Raw genomic sequence first — 25,699 nt, forward strand, 5'->3', positions numbered from 1 at the left:
CCGCTAGCTGCTTCAAGAACCCTACGGTATGCGGCGGTACTCGACCTCCGCTTCGAACGAGTCGCCAACGCCGATGCTGTCGTCGGGCAGGATCTCCATGTAGTACTCGCTCACGCGCAGCGCCTCCTCGGGGATTGACCCATAGTGACTCGACGGGTCTGGCTTGAAGCTCAGCACGTGGGTCAGTCCCTCCCCCGACTTTGCGAGCACGCGCCCTAGGTCATCCACTATCCGCACTTGCCCAGGCACCTCTAGGGTGACGGTCAGCTCCATCATGAAGTCCTCCGAGAGCCACGGCGGGCACTCGATGCATGAGGGAATTGGCACGTGGGCCATCCGGTCAAGATCATCCAGGCGCAGGTGCAAGGTCAGGATGTCCATGTCCGTGTAGCCGCGCACGCGGTACTGCTCGGCGAAGTCGCAGGCAAAACCGAGGCCATTGCTGTCCGTGTCCAGCTGGTCCGGGTTGTAGGTCCGGGGGCAGTTGTCGGCGCCGTCCGGATGCATGTCGTTGTCGTCATCCAGGTCGCACTCGTTGCCGTCGCCGTCGCGGTCCGTGTCGAGCTGCGTGGGGTTGGGAATGCCCGGGCAATTGTCGCAGACGTCGCCAGCGCCGTCGCCGTCATCGTCCAGCTGCGCCGTGTTGGCGATCAGGCGGCAGTTATCGCTGGTGTTGGGGGCGCCGTCGCCGTCAACATCGTCGTCGCAGACATCGCCGATACCGTCCCAGTCGCTGTCAGTTTGGCGGGGGTTGTAGCGGGTTGGGCAGTTGTCCTCGATGTCGATGTATCGGTCCCCGTCAAGGTCTTGGCACCGGTCGCCAACCCCGTTGCCGTCGCTGTCTTCTTGCCCCGGATTGGCCCGATTGGGACAGTTGTCGACGGCATTGCCCGAGCCGTCGTCGTCGCGATCTGGGTCGCAGGCATCGCCGAGCTGATCGCCGTCGACGTCGCCTTGACTCGGATTTCGCACGGTGGGGCAGTTATCACGTACCGTAGGAATGCCGTCGAAGTCCGTGTCGGTGCTCTGGTCATCGTCGAGGCCATCGCAGTTGCTGTCGTTGGGCCCTAGACCAACGGCGTGATAGGCCTTGATCACGGCGCATACGTGGCTGCTCGTGAACCCGTGGGTGCCACTGCGCTGCCACGCGCTGGCCTGGGCGACGACGGCGTCACGCAGGTCCTCGAAGGTGGACGTCGGACTCAGCCACAAGCGCAGCACTTCGAACAGCAGCTGCTCCGTGCGCGGTTCATCGATGGCCGTCACGCTAACGCCGCGGTGCGTTCCACCGAATACCATTAGGTGGGCGGCCTTCGACGGAATCGTGGAGTTGAAGTGAACGCCGCCTCGGTTGTTGTTCGAGTTAGGGGTAGTCGTGTTGGGCTGGCGTCCACTGATGTGGTCCGGATTGCCCGAGGCGCTCGGGTTCGCGAGATCGCGCACGACAACGTCGAAGTTGTTGATCACCCAGTCATTGGCTTGGAAGGCCGCCATGAGGTCTGAGTAGCTCTCGTCGAGAGCACCGGACTCGTTCTCGTAGACGAAGTCTGCGTAGCGAATATTGAGTGCATGCGTGTACTCGTGGACGATCACGTCAGTGTCGGTAGTCAGGGCCGCGAACAGCATGTGATCGCAGCGAGGGTCGTAGGCGGCGACGGGGCCGAACGCCAAGAGCAAGTTGCCGTAGTAGACCAGGCCCTCAGGCGCATCGCCGGTCCACCCCTCCACCCCGAAGGTCGTGTCGAACCAGTCCCAGGTGGTGTTCACGCCGTCGAACACTGCCTGCCCGTCCAGCAAGTAGTCGCCAAAGTTGAAGTCCAGCGGGTCGAAGTTGTTATCGAACACGGGGTCGGGCAGCACGCCGGGGTAGCCAGCGGTGGCGCCAGAGGCGTCGAACCACGAACGCGGCAGACCGTCGCTGCGCGATAGGGCGGCCCAGCAATCCGTGGCCGTGGAGTGCTGGGCACTCAACACCTCAAAGGCCTTCGCATCACGCCGCTCCGGGTACGCGCGCACCACATCACCCGTGTGGCCATCTATCAGTAGGATCCAGGGACCCGGGTAGTCACTCCCGTCCTCGCCGCGGGTCGGCACGCGATAGACCCACTGGGCGGTGCTTTCGAACGCGGGGTTCAGGATCGACGGATCGAAGTAGCGCAGGCGAGGCAGGGCGATGGCGCTGACCCCTGCGGGCAGAGCAGTGAGCGTCTGTTGCGGTAGGAGCGCTGGCGGGTCTAGGGCGACTGGCTCGGTCACCCAGCGGCCGCGCACGGCGGTGACGTTCCCTGCTGAATCACCGTGCAGGGCAATCGAGGCGCCGAACACAGGAGTTTGGTCGATGAGTTGCCCGAATTCCAGGTGGGGGCCGCTGTGACGACGGGGAAACAGATTTTGCCTTGGGGCCGCGAGGCGTAACGCGGTGGCGTGCTGTTCGAGAAAGCCGAGGCTTCGCTCGAGGGCGTCGCTACCCTCAGCGGGAAAGGTCCCGGTGATGACTTGGGGCCGGGCATCGGTCACCTCCAGGCTGGTAGGCCCGGTGCTCTGCGCTAGGAGATCCGTCAGGGCTTGCCCGAACGCCAAGTCCTGGGCAACGGGGTCGTCGTCAGCAGGGGGTTGCGCCACGGCGAGCTTGAGGGTGAGCAGGCAGAGGCCGCCACAGACTGTCCATTTGCGGTTGGTCACTGATCGATTCCTCCATGAGCGAGAAGTGCTAAGCGCAGGCTGTTCCACCTCTCCTACCTACTCCTACGCGTGGCCGCGACTAAGTGATCTAGATGCGCACGCTTTGCCTTCGCCAAGGTCCCCGCTGACGGGGAGACGGATGCCCGAAACCGTCGCCGCCTGGGTTCGCCAGGGGATTGACTCTGTTCATTGCCATTCGGTCGTCAGTTAGACTGGCAGGCCGTCACCGTGTCGCACTGCGCGAAGGCTAAACGACAACACCGAAATCGAGCATCCGGCGCCAGGGAGGGAGCCATGTCGACCGACACCACAAGAAAACTCTGTATCGCAGCGGCAGTGAGGAGGGCCCTGGGTACCTCAGCCGTGGTCTCCATGCTGGCAGGGCTCTCGCTTTCGGGGACCGCCGCGGCCCCGGGCCCGCGGGCTGACGCAGACGCGAACGCCGCATTTCCGCCTGTCATCGAACTCGCGAGCCTCCTGCCGTTCACCGGTGGTGACGGGAGTGCTGGCTTCGTCGTGTCGGGGTCGAGCCTCGATACGGATGGATTCCTATCCGCCGTCCCCGCGCATAGCGATTTCAATGGGGATGGCATCGACGATCTCATCTTGCCGTCCGGACGAGACAAGTTCGTGCTCTTCGGCGACTCCTCCGGGTTCCCTCCCTTCTTGTCTGTCGATGCGCTCCGGCCGGCGGCCGGCGGTGATGGGTCTCGCGGTTTCGTCATCATCGACCCGTCGGAGGGCGGCAATCAGCGGAGCGTGATCGCATCCGCCGGTGATGTGAACGCGGACGGAATCGACGATGTGATCATCGGCAATCGCCGGGGAGAAGACGGTGACATTGCCCCAGGGGTCGCCTACGTGCTCTACGGCCGCTCGGACGGCTTCCCGGCCGAGATCGATCTCGCATCGCTCAGCGCCGAGGGAGGCGGTGATGGGTCGACAGGCTTCGAGCTCGTGGGGGTGGAGGATCTTGCCAGTACGGGGACGGCCGTCTCCGGCGTCGGCGATATGAACGGGGATGGCATCGATGATTTCGTCGTGGGAGCGTCGGACGAGAGTGTCGAAGGCTCCTCACGTGGCGTGGCTTACGTGGTGTACGGTCGCGCCGAGGGCTTCCCGATCCGCTTCGAGCTGGGGACTTTGCGGGCGGACAACGGTGGCGATGGCAGCGAGGGCTTGGTGATCGAGGGCACCAACGATCTTGATCGGGCTGGCAGTCGCGTCGGCCCTGCCGGGGATATCAATGGCGATGGCCTGCAAGATCTCATCATCGACATCACCGGTTTCCTGAGCCCCGGTCCCACGGCCGTCGTGTTCGGTCGACGCAATCTGCCAGCGCGTCTGCCCCTGAGATCACTGAACGGTGCCAACGGCTTCACCGTCCGCGAAGGCAACCTGATCGACGGCGTCACGGTGGTGAAGGGCGGCGATATCAACGGTGATTCGCTTGACGACCTCATCGTCGGCGAACCCTTCGCCTACGTCGGCAACCTCCGCCGCGGGTCGGCCTACGTGTTGTTCGGTAAGGTCGAGCCCTTCGAGCCAGCGTTCAGCATCACCTTCCTGACCGGCGAGCGCGGGGGTGACGGCTCAGAGGGCTACCGGCTCGCCGGCAATGGCTACAACGAGCTGGCGGGTAGCGGGATTGGCGCGGCAGATGTCAACGGTGATGGACTCCAAGACGTGATCGTGGGCATCCCTCGGGTGGATGTGCGCGACAACGTCGATGCCGGACGGGTCTACGTCCTCTACGGCCGAACGGAACGCACCGGGCCTGACATACCGCTCTTCCGTCTGCTCCCGGTGCAAGGTGGGGACGGCAGCGAGGGCTTCTCGGCGAGCGGTATCGCCGAGGACGACGAGACCGTTGGCGTGGGCGGCGTTGGCGATATCAACGGGGATGGTATCGAGGACTTCGCGTTCGCGGCGACAGAGGCAAACCGCTTCGGCCGGGAGGACGTGGGTCAGGTCTACGTGCTGTTTGGACGCTTGCCAACTCCATAGCCTTAGGGTGAAGTTAGCACCGCTCGCCATCAGTCCCTACTGGAGGTGAGTGAGATGAGCTGCGGGCACAACGCGACCCGGTTGCAGTCAAGGTTCGGGTTGACCCGATGTTCGGCGCACGCCCAGAGCCGAATGTCCTACTTTCTTGCGACCATAACCACCGATAGCGCTTGCGAGCCGATCGAAGGCGCGCTTGCTCACCCGAGCAGCGACTTGCCCCCGAGGTCAGCACCACTTGCTTGTGACGTCGTTCGAGCAGGGCCAGGCCGACGTGCGCTTCGAGCTGCACCCTCCGGCTCACCGCAGGCGTGGCGGCAGCGTTCTGTAAGATCAGAGAGACTCGGGAGATCTGTCCCGCAATTTCGAACAAGCAAGACGTATCCGATCTTGTGCATGGACACCCTCGCTGTCGCCCCATCGTCACCCCCGAGTGGCTCAAGGAGCGATGCATCGCGGGCTGATACGGCGGCGCATCCCTGGATCGCCTGAGGGGGCGGTGAAGTCGTACCCGGGCCACGCTCTGCCTCACCATCTCGATCGCGGACTCTGCATCCATGAGGGGATCTGCACTCGCTTTTCGTATGAAGAGGGGACATACGCAAAATCAAGTCAGCGTTAAAGGGGAGCGACAAGATGAAACCACCCAGGGCAACTACCTTGAGCCTCTTCGCCTCCAGTGCCTTGGCGGTCTCGAGTGCATGGGCCAACAACAACCCACCCAAAATCGGGAACGTAACCGTCGACTCTGACGCCAATCAAATTGTCATCGTTGGTACAGGCTTGCTGCGGGCAAACGGCAACGTCCCCAACATCAGACTTCTCGACAATCCCAATATCATCCTCGAGGGCTGCGTGGCTGATCCCGTAACCCCGAATTTAGTTGTGGTGTGTGAGCTGCCTGCGGTCAGTGGCACTGACTACGTTCTTCGCATCTCTGACGGCAGCGGCACTGATGATTTCAATTTGACGATCGGCATGGTTGGGCCACAAGGCGACCCCGGTCCTCAGGGCGAACCTGGCCCTCAGGGCGAACCTGGCCCTCAGGGCGAGCAGGGACCTGTTGGCGCACCTGGGCCTCAGGGTCTCCCCGGTGACACCGGACCGCAAGGACCCGCCGGCGCAACCGGACCGCAAGGACCCGCCGGCGCAACCGGACCTCAAGGGCCCCCAGGTGACACCGGGCCGCAAGGACCCATCGGCGACACCGGACCCCAGGGACCGGCTGGTCCCGATGACCAGACGTTGAGCGTCAATGGCACCGAATTGAGCATTGAAGACGGTAACACTGTGGAACTGGCGTCCCTCTTGGACTCGACAGACATACCCTTGCCAGCAAACATGGCATGGATCAGCCCTGGGTCGTTCAACTTGGGCAGCCCGCAGGCTGAAGAGGGTCGGGATTCGGACGAAGACGATACTGCTGGCGCTGGTGGACGGCAGGTAACTGTTTCGATTCTCAGTGGGTTCTGGATCGGTATTCATGAGGTGACCCAACGAGAGTACCTGAATCTGATAGGACTCAACCCCAGCTTCTTCACCGACAGTCTGGATCAGCCAGTTGAGCAGGTAAGTTGGAATGACGCGATCTTCTACTGCTTAGCACTCACTTCAGACGAGCGAGCAGCCGGAAACATCCCGACCGATTGGGAGTATCGCTTGCCCACCGAAGCGGAATGGGAATACGCAACCCGGGCGGGCACGGTGACGGCTTACAGTTTCGATAACTCTCCTTCAGACTTGGGGGACTATGCTTGGTTCTCAGACAACAGCAGTAGTCAAACGAGGGAAGTGGGCCTTAAGTTACCCAATCCTTGGGGCCTTTATGATGTTCACGGCAATGTGGCTGAATGGGTATTGGACGCCTATGCAGCCTCCTACCCCCCCGGGGCGTTGATCGACCCCCAGAGTCTTCCAGGCGGTTCTGAGCGCGTGATACGTGGTGGCAGCTGGTCCCTGTCGAGCAAAGACGCGCGCTCAGCGGCTCGTCGTAGTGCGATGACCATCTCCGCTTCCATCGACATCGGATTTCGTGTAGTGCTCGCACCAGTTCGATAACGAAACTGAGGGGACGGGTTCACCTTCTTGCTCAAGGGGCTCACAGAGCAGCCGGCCCTCTCTTCTTTTATCTGATCATTTTGTCGGGGGCATTCGAGCCGTATCGGATCGAGGCCATGCGGAGGTAGTGCAGATGCACGCCCTGAGGGAGCTAGGTTGTAAACCCCGTGGCGCACGCCGGGAACGTGCGCTCTCAGGCCGGGGCTGCAGTCGCCGACGGCGTAGCTTTTGCGAAGAGCTGTTTCTTAGCCGCCGGAGTAACCCGTGGGAATGGCGCCGTTGGAGATCTCTGCTCGAATCAGTTCGAGTGCCGCGTCGTGCTTATCTAGTCTACCGCAACGTGTAGTGAGCTTCCTGCCGGGAAGTTCACTCTTGAGTTGGAAGTCATAGGTCTTGTCGAGGAATGCGCGCCATTGCTCATGTATTTCAATCACGCAAGCGCTGTCTTTACCGCAACCGGGGTCTGCAATGACATCACTCACTAGTAGCGAAGAGAAACTTTCGCTCCTTTCATTACGCCCTTCGATGGCCTGCCCGACCCAACAGACTGCATACACTCGCGCTACTGCTGTGCGGCAGGCCATGCATAAGAGAACGAATAGCGCGGATCTAGAATGACTCACCATCGTCACTTTCTTGCGGTCTAAAGTAGGGGATTAAGATGGCTTTGGGCCGTTCGAAGTATTGTATTGCGAAATCGCATGCTCCTTGGTCCCTCTCTCCAGCCTCGCGAGACTAGCACAAGCGCAGACCACTCCCGTGTGGCAACTCAATGATATCAATAGTGACTGTGGATTTTTGACTAACCGGCTATGCAAATTCCTTATCGAAGGTGCAGAAGTCAACGTTCTCATCTCGGGACCGTCAAGTAGGCCTGTGCGCAAGGTCATGTGGTTGAGGGGCAGCGTGGCGGCGGGTGCGGGAAGCATGTCGCGGTTTGCCGCCAGATCGGGCGGATCGAGATGCACGGTGCCGCCGAGCGATGTACATAGGCGGGGGCACTCGGCCTCAAACCTGTCGTTCGAGGTTGCGTCGACGTATTGAGTGGCACTCAGCGAGGGCGCAATCGCGCCGTTGCCCCGCAGCAGCGGCCTTAGCGTGCGCTGGCGACTGTTCGGGTCGAACGTCGTGGCGACCGTTCTCTCGAGTTGGCCCTACTCCACTCGTTGGAAGCTCGGCGCAAGATACCTGATTTCCACTGGATCGTCGTCCCGACGCGGCGCCAACCCCACCCGCGCGCGCCGAAATCCCGCCGCCAACCTGGCAGCTCGCAGGCAGATCTTCTAAGGTGCGCGCCATGGAAATCGCGCTCCCCCTTTTGTTCGGTGCCCTGCTCGGTGCCGCCATGACCTTGCTCGTCTCCCGGCTCCTCGCCGCGAAGGCGGACGAGCCGGCGTCTACGCAACCCGACGAACAGCCGTCTACGCCCGACGGCGAGCACACGACTAAGCCCGAGACCCCGTCGTTCAACGCCGCAGCCCTGCACAAGCTGGCCGAGGACCTCGAACCTCGCGCGGACGAGCTAGCGAGACCGAACGACCTACTCGAGGACGAAGATTTCCGTAAGGCGGTCGCCCTGCTACGCGATGGCGCAGTGTCCGTAGAGACGCTGGTCGAGTACGCCGGCGGCGCCAACTGGCTGGTGGCATGCGCAGCCCTTGAGGTGCTGCGCACCCACGCCGAGGGCGCGAAGGCCCTTGACGACATGCCCGACGTGCTCCAAGGGATGGGGGCCTGGCCCATGTACTTCGGCAGCCGCTACGTCCAAGCCCACGCACCCGAGCGCGCCATCGGCCTCGTCTTCGCCCGCGTGCGATCCTGGTGGACCGACAACGTGCGCATGCACGCGCTGCTGAACGGCATGTTGCGCGAGCTCGACGCCGCGGGCGTCCCGTGCACCTTCGGCAGCGAACTCCCGCGTATCCCCCGCAAGCGCCTGGAGAAGCTGCGCGAACTGCTCAAGCAACTGTCGAACCCAGCCGTCAGCACCCTTGCCGTCGAGGTGGACGAGGCCCTCGCCAGCACGGTCGACGTGGACTTCCTGACCACAATCGGCCGCGTGCGACGCCCGGGACCGACGCTACCCGCCGAGGCGCCACCCATCGCCGATCCCCGCTCGGCGAAGTATCTGGAGATGGTGAGCGCTCGACTTCAACGCGATCCACCCGCCTCGGTGGTGTTGGTCGGCGACACGGCCGTCGGCAAGAGTGCCGTGCGCGAGCTGTTGGCCAGCGCGCTCATCGCCGATGGCTGGACGGTGGTGGAATTCACCGCCAACCGCCTGGTAGCGGACAAGTCCTACATCGGTCAGATCGAAGGCGTGGTGCAGCGGGTCGTCGAGAAGGCCACCGTGCGTGCGCGGGTGGCTTTGTTCGTCGACCGCATGCACGAACTGAGCTCCGCCGGCACCTACCGCAACCACCCCCAAGGCGTGCTCGACGCGCTGCTGCCCGCCCTGGAGCAGGGCACGGTGTTCCTCGTCGGCGAGACGGGCACGCGCGCTTGGCAGCAGCTGCTAAAGCAGAGGCCAGCGCTGCCGACGGCCCTCGAGGCCCTCATGGTGGACCCCGCCACGGATCGTGAGACCACGGCCCTGGTAAGCGCCTACCTCAACTCCCTACCGTCGATGCGCGACAGCGGCGACGGCGCCGTGGCCCAGCTTACCGGCGAGGCCATCGCCCTCGCGCGCAGCTACATCTCGCACCTGAAGCTGCCGGGAGCCGCGATGGAGCTGGTGAAGATGGCCGTGGAGCGTGACCGCCGACGCGCCACGGACAACACCGCAGCCAAACCCCTGGGTCGACAAGATCTACTCGCCACCCTGGGCGAGGTGAGCGGCCTACCCGAAGCCCTTCTCGACGAGCAGCAGCGCCTGGACATCGACGCCATCGCCCACGGCTTCGCCGAGCGCATCATCGGCCAGCAGGAAGCCATCGACTGCCTTGTGGAACGCATCGCCATGATCAAGGCGGGACTGACCGACGCCGGTCGGCCCGCGGGCGTGTTCCTGTTCGCTGGCCCCACGGGCACCGGCAAGACGGAGATCGCCAAGACCCTGGCTGAGCTCCTGTTCGGCAACGTCGATCGCATGATCCGCCTCGACATGAGCGAGTACCGCGGGGGCGAGGCCCCGGCCAAGCTCCTGGGCGCGCGCTACGAGACGGGGCAGCAGCAGTCGCTCGTCGACCAGGTGCGACGCCAGCCCTTCTCCGTCATCCTGCTCGATGAGTTCGAGAAGGCGGACCGCACCGTGTGGGACCTGTTCCTGCAGGTCTTCGACGATGGCCGCCTGACCGACGCGGTGGGCAACGTGGCCGACTTCCGGCACTGCATCATCATCCTCACCTCCAACGTCGGCGCGACGATCAGCTCCAACGCGGGCATCGGCTTCACGGGCGAGGACGCGGGCGGCTTCGATCCCCGCGACGTGCGCACGGCGATCGGTAACACCTTCCGCAAGGAGTTCGTCAACCGCCTCGATCGCGTGGTCGTGTTCCAGCCCTTCACGCGCCCGCAAATGCGCCGCATCCTGCAGAGGGAACTGCACGATGTGTTGCAGCGGCGAGGCTTGCGCAACCGCGAGTGGGCCGTGGAGTGGGAAGACTCAGCCGTCGACTTCCTCCTGGCGAAGGGCTTCAGCCCTGACCTGGGCGCGCGCCCCTTGCGCCGTGCCATCGATCACTACGTGCTGGCACCCCTGTCGATGACCATCGTGCGCCAGCAGTTCCCCGAGGGCGATCAGTTCCTCTTCGTGCGCGGCGACCAGCACGGCATCCGCGTCGAGTTCGTCGACCCTGACCTGCCCGACATCGCGAAGTCACCCCCCGCCGCCGCCAGCCTCGAGTCGGCCGGATCGGCATCGGCGGATCTGTCCCTCGGCCAAGTCATGCTCGATGGGACAGGAAATGCCGCCGAGCGCGCTTACCTAAGCGCACAGATCGCCACCCTGGCCCAGACGCTGGAAGGCGAGCGCTGGGAGAGTCAGAAGAGTGCACTGCTGGCGAGGATCAACGAACCCGCCTTCTGGGAGTCGCCGGAGCGCCATCAGTCCCTCAGTCGTATGGAACTGATGGATCGTCTCGAGTCGGGCTGGCGCGCCCTGCACTCCCTGCTCCAGCGAAGGACCAACGGCGCGGCGAGCGCTCGTCTGCACGCTGATATCGCGCAAAAGCTGCACCTGCTGGGCGCGGCGCTGGAAGACCTCAACGGCGAGCGTCCGATCCACGCCTTCATCGCCGTCTCCGCCGGCGAGGCTGGGCAGGCGCTAGCAACGGATCCCGAGCATTGCTACGCGGCCGTGTGTCGCATGTACGAGCAGTGGGCATCGCACCGGCGCATGAAGTACGAGGTGCTAGAGCCACGCGCCGAGACTGGTAGCGCGCGCGAACAGCACGCCGCCGTCAGCGGCTTCGGCGCGTACAGCTTGCTGCGCGGCGAATCGGGCCTGCACGTGTGGGAGATTCCCCTGCAGGAACGTCGCACGAGGCTCGTGGTGAGAGTGACGGTCACGCCCCAACCGGTGGCGCCCGCGCCCTCGCGCGCGGCCTGGCTCGAGAGCGCACGGCAGCTGCTGAGCGACGCGAGCGCTAAACCTATGGATATCGTTCGGCGCTATCGAGAGCAACCCTCACCACTAGTGCGCGATGCGCGCGGGTGGCGTACGGGGCGTTTGGATCGGGTGCTGGACGGTCACTTCGACATCATGTAAGCGGTACGAGATCGCTCGTGCGCGGGGTGGTTCGTGGGAGCTCGGCCGCGCACCCTGGCGCACCAAATCGATCAGCCCCCGAGGCGACGCAGCAAGGCGAGCGCTTCATCGGCCAGCGGCTGGAGTGCCTCTCGATCACTGCTCTGCGCCGTCCCGTATACCTCCAGCAGGAACCGTCGCAGGTTGTGCCTCGCGGCCAAGCGTTCGAGGGTTGTCGTGGCCCCGTCAAATACATCGGCGTTCGCCTGTGCCAATTCCTCGAACCAACGCTGCCAGGTCGACGCGGACGCACGTTCATGCAGTGCCATGTAGAGAATGGGCCGAGCGAGTCGCTGGGACTCGCCGTGCACATATGGGGCGGCGGGGGCGACTTGGGCCGCGACGGCAGCCCGCAGCACCGCATGTTGATCGGCATCGGTCCTGTCGTTGAGCACGAGCTGCAGCGCGAAGTCACTGCTGTGGGCGATCGCGTGGCGCCATCCAACGTCCGGATCGTAGCCGCGATAATCGCGCACTTCCCGCAGGCTCTGGGAGGCAGTGGACACAAGTCCCGAGAACTCCTCGTCGCTCAGGAACTGGTGTAGACGATCGACGCGTGCCAGCTCCGACAGCCCTAGGATTGCGAAGGACCGTCGAACGCCTGCCGGATCAGGCTCCTGCAAGCGCGCGGTGAATAGATCGATCAGCTGGCGCGCGGTGGCTCGATCCCCATCCCCACGCCTGAGAATGGCGGACAGCCCGGTGAACCCGATTTCGTCGCGGAGAAAGGGGTCGACGTCCTGCATCAAGCGAGCGAGCAGCATGAGGCTCGCGTTAGGATCGTCGGTCTGAAACTCCCCAACCCGCCAGGCCTCGAGCTCGGCGCGATCGGTCGGCACCTGCGTCGCCTGGGCCAGGCCAGACACGCCAGTGAGCAGAAGCGCTAGCGAGACGCCCCATGTTGCCAAAGGCGCGAACGAGCGACCTATCATGTATTCCTGCCCCCTGATCAAGGCGCCGGCACGGGACGCGGTCGGCCAAAGACTACGTAGGCCCCACCCCCAGCGGGATTCAAGAAGCGCGGCGAGTGCGGCGCGCCTAGCAAGACGTCATCGTAGCCATCGCCGTTCAGATCCCCCGCCGAGGACACCGCCTCACCCATGCGCCCCGGGTTCTCTGTGAGGGTGAGCGACTCCCCGCGAAACACGATGCCTTCAGTGCCGTCGCCGCCGTTCGCCACGCGCAAATCCGTCAGATCCACTTGGGCAGGAAAGCCGCCAGAGCGACCGTAGAGCAGGTACGTGACACCTTCCGCGACAACGCCATCTCGCTGCACCCCGTTGGCGTCGATGTCCGGGTGACCGATGAGCAGGTCATCGATACCGTCGCCGTCGAAGTCGCCGGCGCTTGCCACCCGGTCCCTAACGAACCCCTGAGGATTGGAAACCTCGGCGCGCAGGAAGAACCCGTCGGTGCCGTCACCACCGAGCGCTGGCCTCAATCGATCCAGGCGCACGCGGGCCGGCCGTGGCGCTGAGCTGCCGTACAACACGACGGCCTCTCGCGCGCCAATCCCGTCGATGCCGATCGGCGCCAGGTCGACAACCATGTCGCTGCGGCCGTCGCCATTCATGTCGCCCGCGCCTTGCACGCGCGACACCCCCTGCGGGCGCTCGACCGTCACGACGAAGCCCGCCCTGCCGTTGCCGCCGTTCTCGGGGAGCAGGTTGGCAAGATCGATCACCGGCGGGAAGGCCGTGTTGCGCCCGTACAGGACGAAGGGCGTGAGCAGCAGATCGGGCAGGCCGTCCGCGTTGATGTCAGCACAGGCGATCTCGTCGCCGATGTCGCCGGCGAAGTTGGCCGGTGCCGCACCCTTCACCACGAAACCCGCGCTGCCATCCCCGCCCGCCTGGGGAAGCAGCGACGCGAGATTGACTGCCGGCGGAAAGTCCGAGCTCCCATACACCACATAGACCACGCCTGCGGCGTTGCGGCCGTCGGGGTCCGCACCGCTGGCGCCGATGAGCATGTCGTCGAGGCCATCACCGTTGAGATCGCAGGCGCCAGCCACATCCTGACCTGTGCTGTCGCCGTCGTTGACGCCGATGAAGCGTGCGCCGGTGCCGGGATTCTCGGCGACGTCGTCGAGGGTGATGACCGGGCGAGGATTGGACTGGCCGAACAGCAGGTAGGCGGACCCGGCGCCGATGAAGTTCCTGGCGCCAATCAGCACGTCAGCAAAACCATCTCCGTTGACGTCGCCGACGCGCTGAGACTCACCCGCGTAGTTGATCCGCTGGCGGGTGCGCAGCAGCACGCCGTTGCCGACGTCGTCCGGCAAGCGAACCAGCGGATCGAACCCGCCGGTGCGGCCGAAGATCAGAAACCCGCGGCCGGCGGGGGCGCCGTAGTTGCCAACGTTGGTGCTGTCGCCGATGTAGATGTCATCGAGGCCATCGCCGTTGAAGTCGCCGATGTTGGTGACCGAGACGCCGATGGCATCGTAACCATCGTCGCTCGGAAACTCTGGGTCGCGATCGCCGTCGTAGACCACCCCGTTGCTGCCATCGCCGCCGAAATCAGGACGCAAGGCGGTGAGCGGTGCCTCCACGGGCAAGGGGTCGAGGGCCATGGCGCTGGTGCAGCAAAGGGCGAGCCCCAAGGGGAGCGTCGGGGCGAGATAGCGCCTTGCGCGCGTCGCGCGGCGCACCGCGCGTTCCAGGCCGAGAGTCCCTTCCATGCTGTGCTGCTCCTGTGCTCACGTTACGGCCGCCTCAGATTTACTATGGAACGCCGCCGCGGCAAAGAGTTCAGCCAGGCCACACGCTGCGTCTTGGGGCCGCTGATCGGCTATCCTCGCTACGCCAAACCGACGGAGGTTCCTGGCGAACAACTCGCTTCGCACGGGTCGCAGCGCCCTAGCGACGCTGATGACGCAGCGCATACTCTCGTCCCGCGGGCGTTGGCGCCGGCCACACATTTTCTTATTCTCAGGTCTTCGTACGCGCCTGGAGCGATAGGTGCCGATGCTCACCCTAACGACGGCGCGATCCATACGGTCAATGGCCTTTGTCGCCGCATTGCTGGCGCTGGGCAGCTTCGTGTCTGCAGCTGCCGCCAGCAGCCTTTTCGACATGGGCGACCGCTACTTCGAGTCCTTCGGCGAACTCGAAGCGATCAGCGCCGATATCGTGATGGGGATACGCCAGGATGCTGCCGGCTTCATTTGGCTCGCCACCCAAGGGGGCCTCATCCGCTTCGATGGCTATGAGTTCCTACCCTACGTCTTTGACGAGAACGATCCCCACAGCATTTCGGGGAACTACGTTCAAGCGATCCACCTCACCGAGCGAAGGATGTGGATCGGCACCTACTCCGACGGCGTATCGATCTACGACCCGCAAATGGATGCCTTCGAGCGCCTACAGCACGATCCTGCGGATCCCTCCTCGCTGGTGGGCAACGACGTTCGGGCCATCACCGGCAACGAGCAGCACATCCTCATCGCCTCACGCGCAGGCGTTAGCCTCTTCTCACGAGCCGACCAGCGGATGGAGCCGCTCGGGCGCGTGGCGGGCTGCGCCGACTTGCTGGCCAAAGGCAAGCTCACCGCCCTCGCCCTCGACGATACGCTAGCGCTGATCGGCTCTTCGAACGGCGTCTGTCGGATCGATTTGCGCGAGCAATCGCTCTCCACCCCAGAGCTGCGCGGCGAGCAGATCGCAGCCCTAGCAGACAAAAACACCTTCAACATCGACATACTTCGCGACGGGGAAGCGTGGATCTCGACCACCGACCAGGGCCTCGCCGTGCTCACCTTCGACGCCAACGAGGTGCGCTGGATAGAGGTGGATGAAGAGGCTCCCAACAAGCTCGACCACCCGTGGGTAGACGAGACCAGGTTGGTCGAGGGCGAGGTCTGGGCTGCGACGGCGGGCGGCGGTATCGCCGTGATCGATGCCAACACGCTCGAGGTCAAGACGCACATCGCCCACCAGCCGACGAACACCAGCGGCCTGTCCCTGAATGACGTCAGCGCGATTCTCGTGGACGACGCCGGACTGGTATGGATAGGCACCTGGGGCGGTGGCATGAACCGGTTCAACCCCGCGAATCGAGCCTTCAAGGCCCTCAAGCAAAACCCCTTCGGGGCCAGCGCACTGGCGAACTCGGACATTCGTTCGGCCAAGGAGATGCATAACGGTGATGTATGGCTAGGGGGGCCGTCGAAGGGCATTCAGGTGGTACGCCCTGGCGCAGGGTTGGTCCGTACCTTCGAACCCACACCGGGGGTCCCAGGCACCCTTCAGAACGGCTACATCCACGCGTTTGAGCAGCTTGCGAATGGCGATATCTGGGTGGCCACCAATCAAACCGGACTCTACCGCTTTAACCAGAGCAGCGATCAGTTCACCCAATTCACCGAGGAACAAGGGCTCACCGACAACGCTGTTAGGGCCTTGTTCCTGCAAGACGAGAGCACGCTGTGGGTGGGCACGGACGCAGGTCTGACACGAATGGACGTGCGCCACGATGTCCTCACCCCCGTGACCCTCGACGGTCAGCCATCCAATACCTTTGACAAAGTTGTGGAGACGATTCAGGCATACAACGGCGACCTGTGGGTGGGCACGAACAGCGGGTTGTTCGTGGTGCCAGCGGGCACAACGCATTTGGTGGCCGTCCAGTCCGATCCCGCTCACCCACTGTCGGACAACTTCATCGCCGATCTGCTCGTCGACTCGAAGAACCGCCTGTGGTTGGCCACCTCCCAGGGCCTGGATCTACTCGACAGCTGGGACGGGCAGGTGGCGCGCTTTTCGTCGGTCAACGATAAGCTCGGTCTGCCCCAAGGTGCCTTGGGAGAGGCGTTGGAAGAGGATGGGCTCGGGCGAATCTGGGCCCAAGCCAACCTCATCGACCCCGCTGACTGGAGCTACACGCGAGTACCGCGCAGCGCCGGTTGGGATGTGGGCAATCAGTGGATCGGCAGCAACGCGCAGCTGAGCGACGGAACCCTCCTATTCGGCGGCACGCGCGGTCTGCTGATGGTCAACCCAGCGCTCTACGAGCAGCGCCAGTACGCACCAACGCTCGCGATCACGCGCAGCCAAGTGGGCACGCGCCATGTCCCTATGGCTCGCATGGACCCGCTCGAACTTGCGCCGGCATCACGCGGCTTTTTCGTCGAGTTCGCAGCCTTGGACTATTCGGGCTCTGCGGACTACCGGTACGAGTACAAGCTGGATGGCTACGACGGCGATTGGGTAGCCACGGACGCACGCAACCGACGAGCCAGCTACTCGAGGCTTGCACCGGGCGACTATACGCTTCGCATCAGAGCCACGGACAACTCCGGCAATTCGAGCGCGAACGCCATCGCCCTTAGGGTCCGCCAGCTCCCAAGCTGGTACGAAACCGCTTGGTTTCTGGGTATGGTGTTGATCGCCTCCGTGTTGACCCTATACCGGCTCTACAAATGGCGTGTGAACACCCTCAAGCGACAGAAGCAAGCCCTGGACAAACTCGTTGGCGAGCGAACGGAGAACATCCGTCAGCTCGCAGAGGCCGGTCAAGACATCACCGCGTCGCTCGATCTGAACCGTGTGCTCGACTCGGTCTACGAGCACACGGGTCGCTTCGTGGACAACTCGGTCTTCACGATCGGACTGCTGAGCGAGGGCTCCCAGCGCATCGAAAGCACGCTGCGTTACCAAGATGGCGAGCGAGTCGAGGATCTTCAGCCCTCCCTCGCCGACAGCGGCAGCATGGCCACCTGGTGCATTAACAACGAGACACTGATCAACATCGACAGTGTGGCGACCGTGGCCAGCGATTCGCGCCTGCTCGACCCTACGTGGCTGTCGGAGCACGTGCAGTCTCTCGTCTACTGTCCCCTGCTCGTCGACGAGAACGTGGTGGGATTGCTCAACCTGCAGAGCTACGAGAAGGCTGCCTACGACGAGAACGCGCTGGAGATGCTAAAGACGATCGCCTCCTACGCGGCCGTCGCCATACACAACGCCCGAGCCCACATGAAGCTCAACAGCGCCAAGGCGGAGATCGAACGTATCAGCCTGACCGACCAGCTCACGGGCCTTCGCAACCGCCGCTTCCTGGACGGACTCATGCCGAGCGAGATTAGCCGCCTGCGCCGACTCGTTCGCGAGGGAAGCCCGGAGCGACTCGGTGCGCTGCTGATCGACATCGATCACTTCAAAGCGCTAAACGACAGCTACGGTCACGACGCGGGCGATGCGGTATTAGTGCAGATGGCGGAGCGCTTGCAGTCCACCTGTCGCGATATGGACTGGGCCGTACGCATCGGGGGTGAGGAGTTTCTGATCGTGGCGCGGATCACGAGTGAGACCCAGCTGATGGGCCTTGCGGAACGCCTTCGACGCGCCATCGAGTCGCATGAGTTCAAGGTGCACGATGGGCAGACGCTGCACAAGACCTGTTCGATCGGTATGTGCCTGTTCCCGTTCGTCGCGAGTGACTTCGACTGCATGAGCTGGGAGCAGACGCTCAGCGTTGCGGACCGAGCGCTCTACAGAGCGAAGCGCGAAGGGCGCGACCGGTGGGTGGCGATATTCGCACGCGATGTACAACACCCGCAGAATGTCTACGAGGATATCCTCGGGCGACTCGATGATCTGCTGCGCACCCGGCAGATAGCGCAGATTAACTCATCTGCCACGGGCGCAGAGCCACCGTAATCACCATATCGCAAATGGTTCTCATTTGCGATATGGTGCGCTAGCGTTAGTGGTGGCTATGGAGCCAGCCGATGAGTGACTCTCACCTGACCGACCTAGAAGCCGTACAGCTGCTCGTCGGCAGCCCACCGGGCGCACGCGACCTAAAGGTACTCGATTATCTGGACGATCATGCGCGCCGCTGGCTTGGATTCTCCACCCTGGCATTCCTGAGCTTCGCCCACCACGGCAAGCCGTCGATCACGCTCGCTGGCGACGCGCCGGGCTTTCTCGTAGACGAGGCAGAGCAAGCGCTCAGCCTCCCCTTGAGCGCACTCGACGAGCCACGGGATGCACGCGTCGGCAGCCCGTTTGGTTCTCTCTGCCTGGTGCCGGGCATGGGCGAAACGCTGCGCGTGAACGGTCACGTGCACGCAATCGAGGACGGGCGTCTTCAGCTTCGCGTCGAGGAGTGCTTCCTGCATTGCGCCAAGGCTTTACTGCGCGCCGAGTACTGGCAGTTCCACAGCGATGGGACGGCGACACGCCCCAAGGCTCTTCTGGCCGTCGACCACTGTCGACTGCTCGCGTTGGCGACCAGCAGCGCGCAAGGGCAGATGGACATCAGTCCGAAGGGCGATCCCGCCGGCGCATTGTTGGTCTTCGACAACGAAGGCGACCTGTCCTACCCGGACCGACCTGGAAATCGCCGCATCGACAGCTTCCGCAACATCATCGAGCAACCGGAGATTGCGCTGATCGCGCTGGCGCCAGGCACGACTAAGCTAATAGAAGTAATCGGAAAGGCCCGTATTACCAATCACGAGACCCTGCACTGTGCCTTCGCTGTGCAGGGCAAGGTGCCCAAGCTAATCACGCGGGTGCGGGTGACGAAGATGCAGCACCGGGAGAGCCCGGCCCTGCTGCGCGCACGGCCCCATGCGCTGGCGCAGGCCCCGCCTGAACTCGATGCGGCGGAGATCTTCCGAGATCACGTCAAACGCAGCCGGGAGCGTGGCTTCAGCGCTAGCGTGGGTCGCGCCATGGTGGGCCTGCCGGGCCTCATGCGCCGTGGATTAGCGTCGGACTACAAGAAGAACATGTACTAGCCGCTGAGTCGCTACGCGCAGGGCGCGTCCGGCTTTGCAAGAGCGGGGCCGAGCTCATCGAACGCCACCCAGGCACCGACGGCCGGCGTGGCTGCCTCCCTTCGCTCCCACGCCCCACGGGCTTCGCGCTGGGCGAACCTATCGATGACGAAAGGCAGGACGGCAGCCTTTAGCGGGTCGTCCATTTGATCGAAAAGGTTGAAGTGCAGGTACGGCGCTGTGGTGTTGCCGGACAGGCCGATGCGACCGACTCGGGCGCCGACGGTCACCTGGCGCTCGTGCGCATAGGATCCGGCCAATCGCTTGCACCGTGCAGCACCTCGCCAGAGAGAGAGCGGCGCGAACACGGGTTGATCCCAGCAATAATAGCGCGCCGCATCGATAGCCCCCGGCCCGTTATCCCCGGTGCCGGCCTGTGCATGCGTCCCTGGTGGTCTGTGCGCACGAAGTCCATGGCGAAGGGGTGAGGCCCGGCGGTCTCAGCACGCGCCACTCGCCCGCGAGCGGTGCGCTGACCTTCACCGGCGCTGGATTCGGCACCAAGTTACCCATGCGCGTAGGCAGTTCTCATCGGTCGCTGATCCCTGGCCCTGTGTCGCCATCGGCGCCTAGCCCAGCGACGATCGGCGGCACGTTCACTCGGCGACGGCGCGCTGCGCCTTGCGCGCATCGATGAACGAGCGCACGCACAGCACGAGGAACACGATCAGGCTAACGCCCATGACCAATTGCACGACCGTCGCCAGGCGCAGGGGCGCACTGAAGTCAAGGCCCGCAAGCGCGCGACTAAGCGAGCCCAGGGCTCCGAGCAAGGCGATCGTTGCTGCTGCGTGCATCGCGTGCTTACGCCAGCCCTCGCGCAAGGCGAGCGCTCCCGCCAGCCCGAGCGGTAAGCCGAAGAAGGCCGGGATCATCGCCGTGATACTGCTTTGGCCTGAGGCGAGCCAGGCGCCTACGCCGAGTGCGACGAGGGCAGCGGAGAAGGCGAGCGTGATCTGCGGCATACGGAAGACTCCTGGAGGTGCGTGATGAGGCATACGATGATGCCATCATCCGACACCATTCGTGCGTGAGCACGAGAAGCGCTGATGCTCGCCAGCGGCGATCTCGGCAACCTACCCCAGCGACCGGGCTGCACAGCATCGAAAGAAGCGCGCCTATGTTGGGGTGCTGTCAATCCCCCGCCCTAGCGCGGTGACCGCGTTGCCTCGACGCTCACACGCGATAGCCAGAAAGGAACGCGAGCGTGGCGGGGCAGTACTGGGCGAAGCGGCGCTCACTCGCTGATGCCATCGCGCACGACCGAGCATGTACACGGCCGTGCGCGCCAGGGCGCACTCCAAGCCTGGACCTAGGCGCCCCAACCCGGTCGGTCAGTCGCCGAAACGACAGCGCAGGCGATCTCGTAAATCGAGGCCACTGCGCTGGGCAGGGCGAACTCGAACCCGCCGGCCCGTGTCATCGAGGTCCGTCGCCAGGTTATTGATGCCAGCATCCGCATCGAAGTACGCCTCACCAACGCGGCCGTCATCAACCCGGTTTTGCGTGGTGCGGAAGGGGAACGCCACGTCTTCGTGACTGCTAAAGCCGAGCGGGAAGCCGAACTCCCCGGCCCCCGGCACCTCCGCGGACAAATCCCAGTCATCGACGTGAATGTGAGGCGTGGAATCGTCCTTGGGCCGGGACCAGAAGGCCAGCCCTATCTGGCTACCGGGCTCGCTGCGAAGATCCGGGTTGCCAACCCCCATCATGAAGCCGTTGAAGGCGCGACGGCCATCGTCGTCCACGTCCCAGGTTCCGTCCTGCAGCAGCTGCTTGGTCAGCGTGTCGAAGGCGAAGTTGACCGTGGGGTAGAGCTCGGGATCTTGGTTGTCCTCGTAGGTACGCAGCAACGCGCCCTGGGGATCATAGAAGGACACGTCCAGGGCGATCAGGTCTTCCTCGCGCACGATCCCGTTGGCGGGCGCGGCCGCCGCGTCGTAGCTGAATCGCCCCGTCACTGTGAAGCCGGCGATCTGACCGCTCCAAGCGAATTCGTAGGCCTCCACGGCGCAGGCTCGGTTCTCGGCGGAGGCGGGCGATGCGCCGATCACCAGCGCAGCAACAGCCAGCGCGGCGGTGGAAAGGGGATGCTGGGTGATGGGGGGCATGTTTGCACTTCCTCGCTCGGATGGTAGGGTGTAATTACCCAAATAGAAACACGAATCGTTCTCATTACGGTAAAATAGTCGAGGTGAGGCGGTCAACCCCTGCGGCCGGCGTCTCTTATCGGCAAGCTCGCCCGTGTGCCGCGGCCCTTTCCGTCTCAATTGCATGCGCGGGTAAGGACGCAAGGAACTGCATTGAACGCCGCCACGATCACGAACTACCTCGCCATATCGCCGGCGCTCACCTCGCGCGCGCGCGCGAGTCGCTACGCGATCGTGTGCTCGCTGTTGCTAATCCCCTTGATCGGCGGCGACGCCACCCGCGAGGCATTCTTGCAAAGCCTCGCCTCCGCATACCTAGCGGTCACCGTATTCGTGGCACTGACGTTGGCCATGTTCTACGGACTCGAGCACTTGCTGCGTCTCGACACGGGCGCCCTCCTGCAACACCACCGGCGTTACCAGGTGCCGGTGGCTGCCCTGCTCGGCGCCCTCCCTGGGTGTGGCGGCGCCATCGTGGTGATGACCCAGTACAGCACCGGACGCGCAGGCTTCGGTGCCGTGGTCGCCGTGCTCACCTCAACGATGGGAGATGCAGCGTTCCTGCTCATCGCCAAGGAGCCAATCACTGGCTTCGCGGTAGTGTCGCTCGGGATCTGCGTCGGTATCGTGTCCGGCTCGCTCATCGAGAACATCCACGGCGATCAGTTCCTTCGGGTCCAAGCACCCGTCGCGCTACCTTGCGGCGACCCGAGACCGCCTATCCCGCTTGGCCCCTTGCAGCGCCTGTGGCTCGCGCTGCTGATCCCGGGGGGCGCCCTCGGCTTACTCGGCGCCTTCCAAGTGGACGTGAATGAAGTGCTTGGCACCAAGGGACTCGACGTTACGCTCGGCGCCGTGGGTGGGCTGCTTTCGGTACTGCTCTGGTTCGTCAACCCAAACTCCCCTTCGAGCATGGTCAACCGGACGGACACCGAAAACCCCAGCTACGCCTGGGAGAAGACGATTGTCGACAGCTGCTTCGTGACCGTGTGGGTGGTCATCGCCTTTCTCTGCTTCGATCTGACCACGCTCTGGGGCGGTTGGGATTTCGCCGCGCTGTTCACGCCGACCGGCCCCCTGGTGCCCCTGCTCGGCGTGGCCATCGGCCTCATTCCAGGATGTGGCCCGCAAGTGTTGACGACCACCCTGTACCTGCAGGGCGTGATTCCCCTCTCTGCCCAGCTGGGCAACGCTATCTCTAACGACGGCGATGCGCTGTTTCCCGCATTGGCCGTTGCACCTCGGGCTTCCGTGCTCGCGACTCTGTACACAACCGTCCCCGCGCTGCTCGTTGCCTACGGGTACTATTTCCTCGCCGAGCGCTAAACCAGCGGGCCTCGCCGGCCGACACCCACAACAAGGAGATCGCTACAGTGACCGACGAACGATTCCCCTTAGAGGCGCAGGCCGATTTGCCAGGCGTACCTTATGCTTCCATTCGCCAGGCGATCTTAAGCACCGCGCAATCGAGCGGCTTGGAGGTACTCGAAGATCGCGAGCCGAACCTGACCGTAAAGACAGCACATGGGTTGATCGGCCTGCGGCCCGGGCACGCGGCCTCGACCGCTGGCATGGTGGCAGCCACCGACGCGCGCCGGTTGTTCGTGATGAAGGACGCCGTAGTCTCGCAAATGAAGCGCATGATGCCGGAGGTGGCACACGCCATGCGCTGGTCCGACGGCGACGTGGAAGGCAGCCTACCGCCGAACTTCCAGTTCGTGCGGGTAATCGACGTGCAAGCCGTGGGATCGGTGTTCGTGCGCGTCACGCTCTCCGGCGAGAGCCTCTCGAGCTACGGGACGGACTCGATCCACTTCCGCTTACTACAGCCAGCGAAAGGCATCGAACCCGAGTGGCCAGCCCTAGCCGCAAACGGGACTACCACGTGGCCACAAGGGCCAGGTGCCGTGCACAAGCCGGTGTACACGGCGCGGGCTGTCGACCACAGCGCAGGCCACCTGGTCACCGATGTCTTCCTCCACCAAGGGGGGCGCACCACCGCGTGGGCGCAGGAGCTGCTCGCAGGCGAACGTCATCGCGAAGTCGTGGGCGTCGTTGGGCCCTCGGGCGGCGGACTACTCCACGCCGATCGCGTATTGATGGCGAGCGATGAGACAGGATTCCCCGCGGTGGCGCGCCTACTCGAGAATTTGCCCGAACATGCGGTTGGTGCACTCTACCTGGAGGCCGTCGAGGGCGAAGCGTGCGCCTATCCACTTGTCGCGCCGGCGGGGATCTCGGTGCACTGGCTCTCTCGCCGGCGCGGCGAGCGGCTCATCGATGCCGCCGGCGAAGCGCTGTCGCGCCACCGCGATGCCAGCGTGTGGTTCGCCGGCGAGCGCGATGACGCGCGTGCCCTGCGCGAGACCGCCAAGGCAGACGGCTGGGATCCCAAGGCCCTGAGAATCTCTGGATTCTGGCGGCGCGCAAGTAGCGGCCTTCTCTAGTGTTGAGCACAATCCTGGTGGGGGGCGTACTCACGAGTATCGCCATTACGCTCGTGGTGCTCGCTACCTACGTGCTGTGCCCCCACGTCTTCCTGGCCGAGCTCACGCACGGCAAGGAACACGGCCCGCCCCTGATCACCGCTGCAGTTGCCGTCTCGATTACGCTAATGATGGTGGGCGGCGCAGCGCTCACGTGCGCGTGGGCGACCCCGGCTGAGCCTCTTACCTTCTGGCAACGGACCCTGATCGCCTACGGCGTCATCGCGTTCTTCTGCCTTTACGATTTGTTCATCATCGACGTCGTGATCTACGACTGGATCAAGCCGCCGTTCATGCGCTTCGAAGGCTATCCACGCCTAGACATCTGGCACCACACCAAGGCGAGCTTGAAGGGTCTGGTACCCATCGGCATCCCGATGGCGCTGCTCGCCGGCTACCTCGGCGGGCGACTTCCGAACGCCGGATAAGGCTAGCGCGGAGCGCCCGACGCCCATCCGCAACGCGCGAGAGCCTAGCCTGCCTCCCGGCGCTCCCCCGCTTGTACCAGGTACAGCGTAGTGCAGGTGACGATCACACCGGACAAGAGGTAGAGCGCTGCGGCACCGACACCGAAGGACACGGTCAAGGCAAGGCCCACCAACGGCGCGAACGCCGCACCGACGATCCACGCCAGGTGGATGGCGATCGCACTCGCCGTGTATCGGTACTCGGGCGGGAAGCGAGAGGCTGACACGGCACCCGCTTGCCCGTGGGAGAAGCCGAGCAACACGAACCCGAAGATGATGTAGATCCCAGGGTGCTCGCGCAGCGTGCCGATCGTCAGGCACAGGATGGGGATCATCGCGGTGCTCACCCAGCGCACCCAGCGGGCGCCGTAGCGATCGGCGAGGATGCCCGAGAGAATGACTGACACGATCGCCAGCGCGCCGCCGATCAGCTCCAGCAGCAAGATGTCGGAGATCGGCCCGCCCGAGTAGAGCGCTTCGTAGCCGAGGGGGAACACCGTCACCATGTGGAACAGCGCGTAGCTGGCGAGGGGCGTGAAGGTGGCGAGGAGGATAGGCCGCCACTGGGTTCTAATCGTCTCGAAGTACGGGGACGGAGTAGCGATGGTCTCGTCCGCGCCAAAGTCCGTGGTCAGCAGCCGCAACTTGGCGAAGAGCGACACCACGTTTACAGCCATGACGCCGAAGAAGGCAAAGCGCCAGCCCCACTTGATGAACTCCTCCTCCGTGAGGAAACCCGTCAGCACATAAAACAAGGAACCCGCTACGCAGAACCCTATCGGCCCCCCTAGCTGGGGAACCATGGCGTAGAGACCCTTGCGACCGGCGGGCGCAGCGTTTTGGAGTTGTAGCGTGATGCCATCCCACGCGCCGCCGAGACCGACCCCCTGAAGTACCCGAAGCACCGCGAGCAATCCGGGCGCGAGCCAACCGATCTGCGCATAGCCGGGCAGCAAGCCGATCGCCACCGTCGAGCTGCCCAAGATCATCAGCGCCAGGGTGACCTTCGCTGCGCGTCCAACCTTGCGCTCCACGGAGCGGGCCAGGTAACTGGCCACCGGTCGGGCAAGAAAGGCCACGGAGAACAGGGAGAAGGACACCAGCGTTCCCGTGATGGGATCGAACATGGGAAAAAAGAGCTTCGGAAACACAAGCGCGGAGGCGATCGCGTACACGAAAAACCCGAAGTAATCCGTGACTCGCGCCATGATTACCGTGGTAATCACTTCGTCGATAGTCGCGGTGTGCGAGGAGGTGGTGTGCATGGGGGTCGCGGGAGTCGCCATCGTGTGCTCAACCTGTCGAAGTCGACGTTT

General features: G+C 64.0%; 16 protein-coding genes. 8 read left to right on the forward strand and 8 right to left on the reverse strand.

Annotation, left to right across the window (positions count from 1 at the left end):
* Positions 1-21 precede the first annotated feature (21 nt).
* Positions 22-2,682, reverse strand: coding sequence for a thrombospondin type 3 repeat-containing protein (locus AAGA68_16740; GenBank protein MEM9386709.1), 2,661 nt, complete (start codon positions 2,680-2,682; stop codon positions 22-24).
* A gap of 294 nt (positions 2,683-2,976) precedes the next feature.
* Between AAGA68_16740 and AAGA68_16745 the strand changes: the two genes are divergently transcribed.
* Both AAGA68_16745 and AAGA68_16750 read left to right on the forward strand, forming a co-directional pair.
* A complete protein-coding gene (locus tag AAGA68_16745; protein ID MEM9386710.1) occupies positions 2,977-4,689 on the forward strand; it encodes a hypothetical protein in 1,713 nt (570 codons plus the stop codon).
* Positions 4,690-5,322: 633 nt separating this feature from the next.
* Complete coding sequence (locus tag AAGA68_16750) at positions 5,323-6,744, forward strand: SUMF1/EgtB/PvdO family nonheme iron enzyme (protein ID MEM9386711.1); 1,422 nt, start codon at positions 5,323-5,325, stop codon at positions 6,742-6,744.
* A gap of 245 nt (positions 6,745-6,989) precedes the next feature.
* Here the strand turns inward: AAGA68_16750 and AAGA68_16755 are convergent, their stop codons facing one another.
* Entirely contained in the window at positions 6,990-7,178 is a 189-nt protein-coding gene (locus tag AAGA68_16755) for a hypothetical protein (protein MEM9386712.1), read from the reverse strand.
* A gap of 863 nt (positions 7,179-8,041) precedes the next feature.
* On the opposite strand from AAGA68_16755, the gene AAGA68_16760 reads away from it, so the two are divergent.
* A complete protein-coding gene (locus tag AAGA68_16760) occupies positions 8,042-11,452 on the forward strand; it encodes an AAA family ATPase (protein ID MEM9386713.1) in 3,411 nt (1,136 codons plus the stop codon).
* Between the two features lie 71 nt (positions 11,453-11,523).
* Here the strand turns inward: AAGA68_16760 and AAGA68_16765 are convergent, their stop codons facing one another.
* Together AAGA68_16765 and AAGA68_16770 are read right to left on the reverse strand one after the other, a co-directional pair.
* The gene (locus tag AAGA68_16765) at positions 11,524-12,423 is read right to left on the reverse strand and encodes a DUF2785 domain-containing protein (protein ID MEM9386714.1); all 900 of its coding nucleotides are present in this window, start codon (positions 12,421-12,423) and stop codon (positions 11,524-11,526) included.
* Positions 12,424-12,440: 17 nt separating this feature from the next.
* The gene (locus AAGA68_16770; protein MEM9386715.1) at positions 12,441-14,174 is read right to left on the reverse strand and encodes an integrin alpha; all 1,734 of its coding nucleotides are present in this window, start codon (positions 14,172-14,174) and stop codon (positions 12,441-12,443) included.
* A 286-nt stretch (positions 14,175-14,460) separates the two neighbouring features.
* On the opposite strand from AAGA68_16770, the gene AAGA68_16775 reads away from it, so the two are divergent.
* Positions 14,461-18,153 carry a diguanylate cyclase gene (locus tag AAGA68_16775; protein ID MEM9386716.1) on the forward strand — a complete coding sequence of 1,231 codons (3,693 nt, stop codon included), beginning with the start codon at positions 14,461-14,463 and terminating at the stop codon, positions 18,151-18,153.
* A gap of 71 nt (positions 18,154-18,224) precedes the next feature.
* Positions 18,225-19,241 (forward strand): pyridoxamine 5'-phosphate oxidase family protein, encoded by a 1,017-nt coding sequence (locus tag AAGA68_16780; GenBank protein MEM9386717.1) that lies wholly within the window; start codon positions 18,225-18,227, stop codon positions 19,239-19,241.
* Between the two features lie 11 nt (positions 19,242-19,252).
* Here the strand turns inward: AAGA68_16780 and AAGA68_16785 are convergent, their stop codons facing one another.
* The 3 genes from AAGA68_16785 to AAGA68_16795 all read right to left on the reverse strand — a co-directional run bounded on the left by AAGA68_16785 (position 19,253) and on the right by AAGA68_16795 (position 21,391).
* Positions 19,253-19,540, reverse strand: a complete 288-nt coding sequence (locus AAGA68_16785; protein ID MEM9386718.1) for a hypothetical protein — start codon at positions 19,538-19,540, stop codon at positions 19,253-19,255.
* Between the two features lie 336 nt (positions 19,541-19,876).
* Positions 19,877-20,245: a hypothetical protein gene (locus AAGA68_16790; GenBank protein MEM9386719.1), complete on the reverse strand. Its 369-nt coding sequence runs from the start codon at positions 20,243-20,245 to the stop codon at positions 19,877-19,879.
* A gap of 369 nt (positions 20,246-20,614) precedes the next feature.
* Complete coding sequence (locus tag AAGA68_16795; GenBank protein MEM9386720.1) at positions 20,615-21,391, reverse strand: hypothetical protein; 777 nt, start codon at positions 21,389-21,391, stop codon at positions 20,615-20,617.
* A gap of 192 nt (positions 21,392-21,583) precedes the next feature.
* Here AAGA68_16795 and AAGA68_16800 point away from each other — a divergent pair, with 192 nt between their 5' ends.
* From AAGA68_16800 to AAGA68_16810, 3 genes are read left to right on the forward strand one after another with little or no spacing between them, the layout of a single operon-like run.
* On the forward strand, positions 21,584-22,756 hold the full coding sequence (locus AAGA68_16800; GenBank protein MEM9386721.1) for a putative manganese transporter: 1,173 nt from the start codon (positions 21,584-21,586) through the stop codon (positions 22,754-22,756).
* A 47-nt stretch (positions 22,757-22,803) separates the two neighbouring features.
* The gene (locus tag AAGA68_16805) at positions 22,804-23,877 is read left to right on the forward strand and encodes a siderophore-interacting protein (protein ID MEM9386722.1); all 1,074 of its coding nucleotides are present in this window, start codon (positions 22,804-22,806) and stop codon (positions 23,875-23,877) included.
* Entirely contained in the window at positions 23,877-24,344 is a 468-nt protein-coding gene (locus tag AAGA68_16810) for a hypothetical protein (GenBank protein MEM9386723.1), read from the forward strand. The genes AAGA68_16805 and AAGA68_16810 overlap by 1 nt, the downstream gene beginning before the upstream one ends.
* Before the next feature lie 44 nt (positions 24,345-24,388).
* Here the strand turns inward: AAGA68_16810 and AAGA68_16815 are convergent, their stop codons facing one another.
* Complete coding sequence (locus tag AAGA68_16815) at positions 24,389-25,669, reverse strand: MFS transporter (GenBank protein ID MEM9386724.1); 1,281 nt, start codon at positions 25,667-25,669, stop codon at positions 24,389-24,391.
* Positions 25,670-25,699: the final 30 nt, after the last annotated feature.

The sequence above is a fragment of the Pseudomonadota bacterium genome (genome assembly GCA_039193195.1).
Lineage (GTDB): Bacteria > Pseudomonadota > Gammaproteobacteria > Steroidobacterales > JBCBZW01 > JBCBZW01.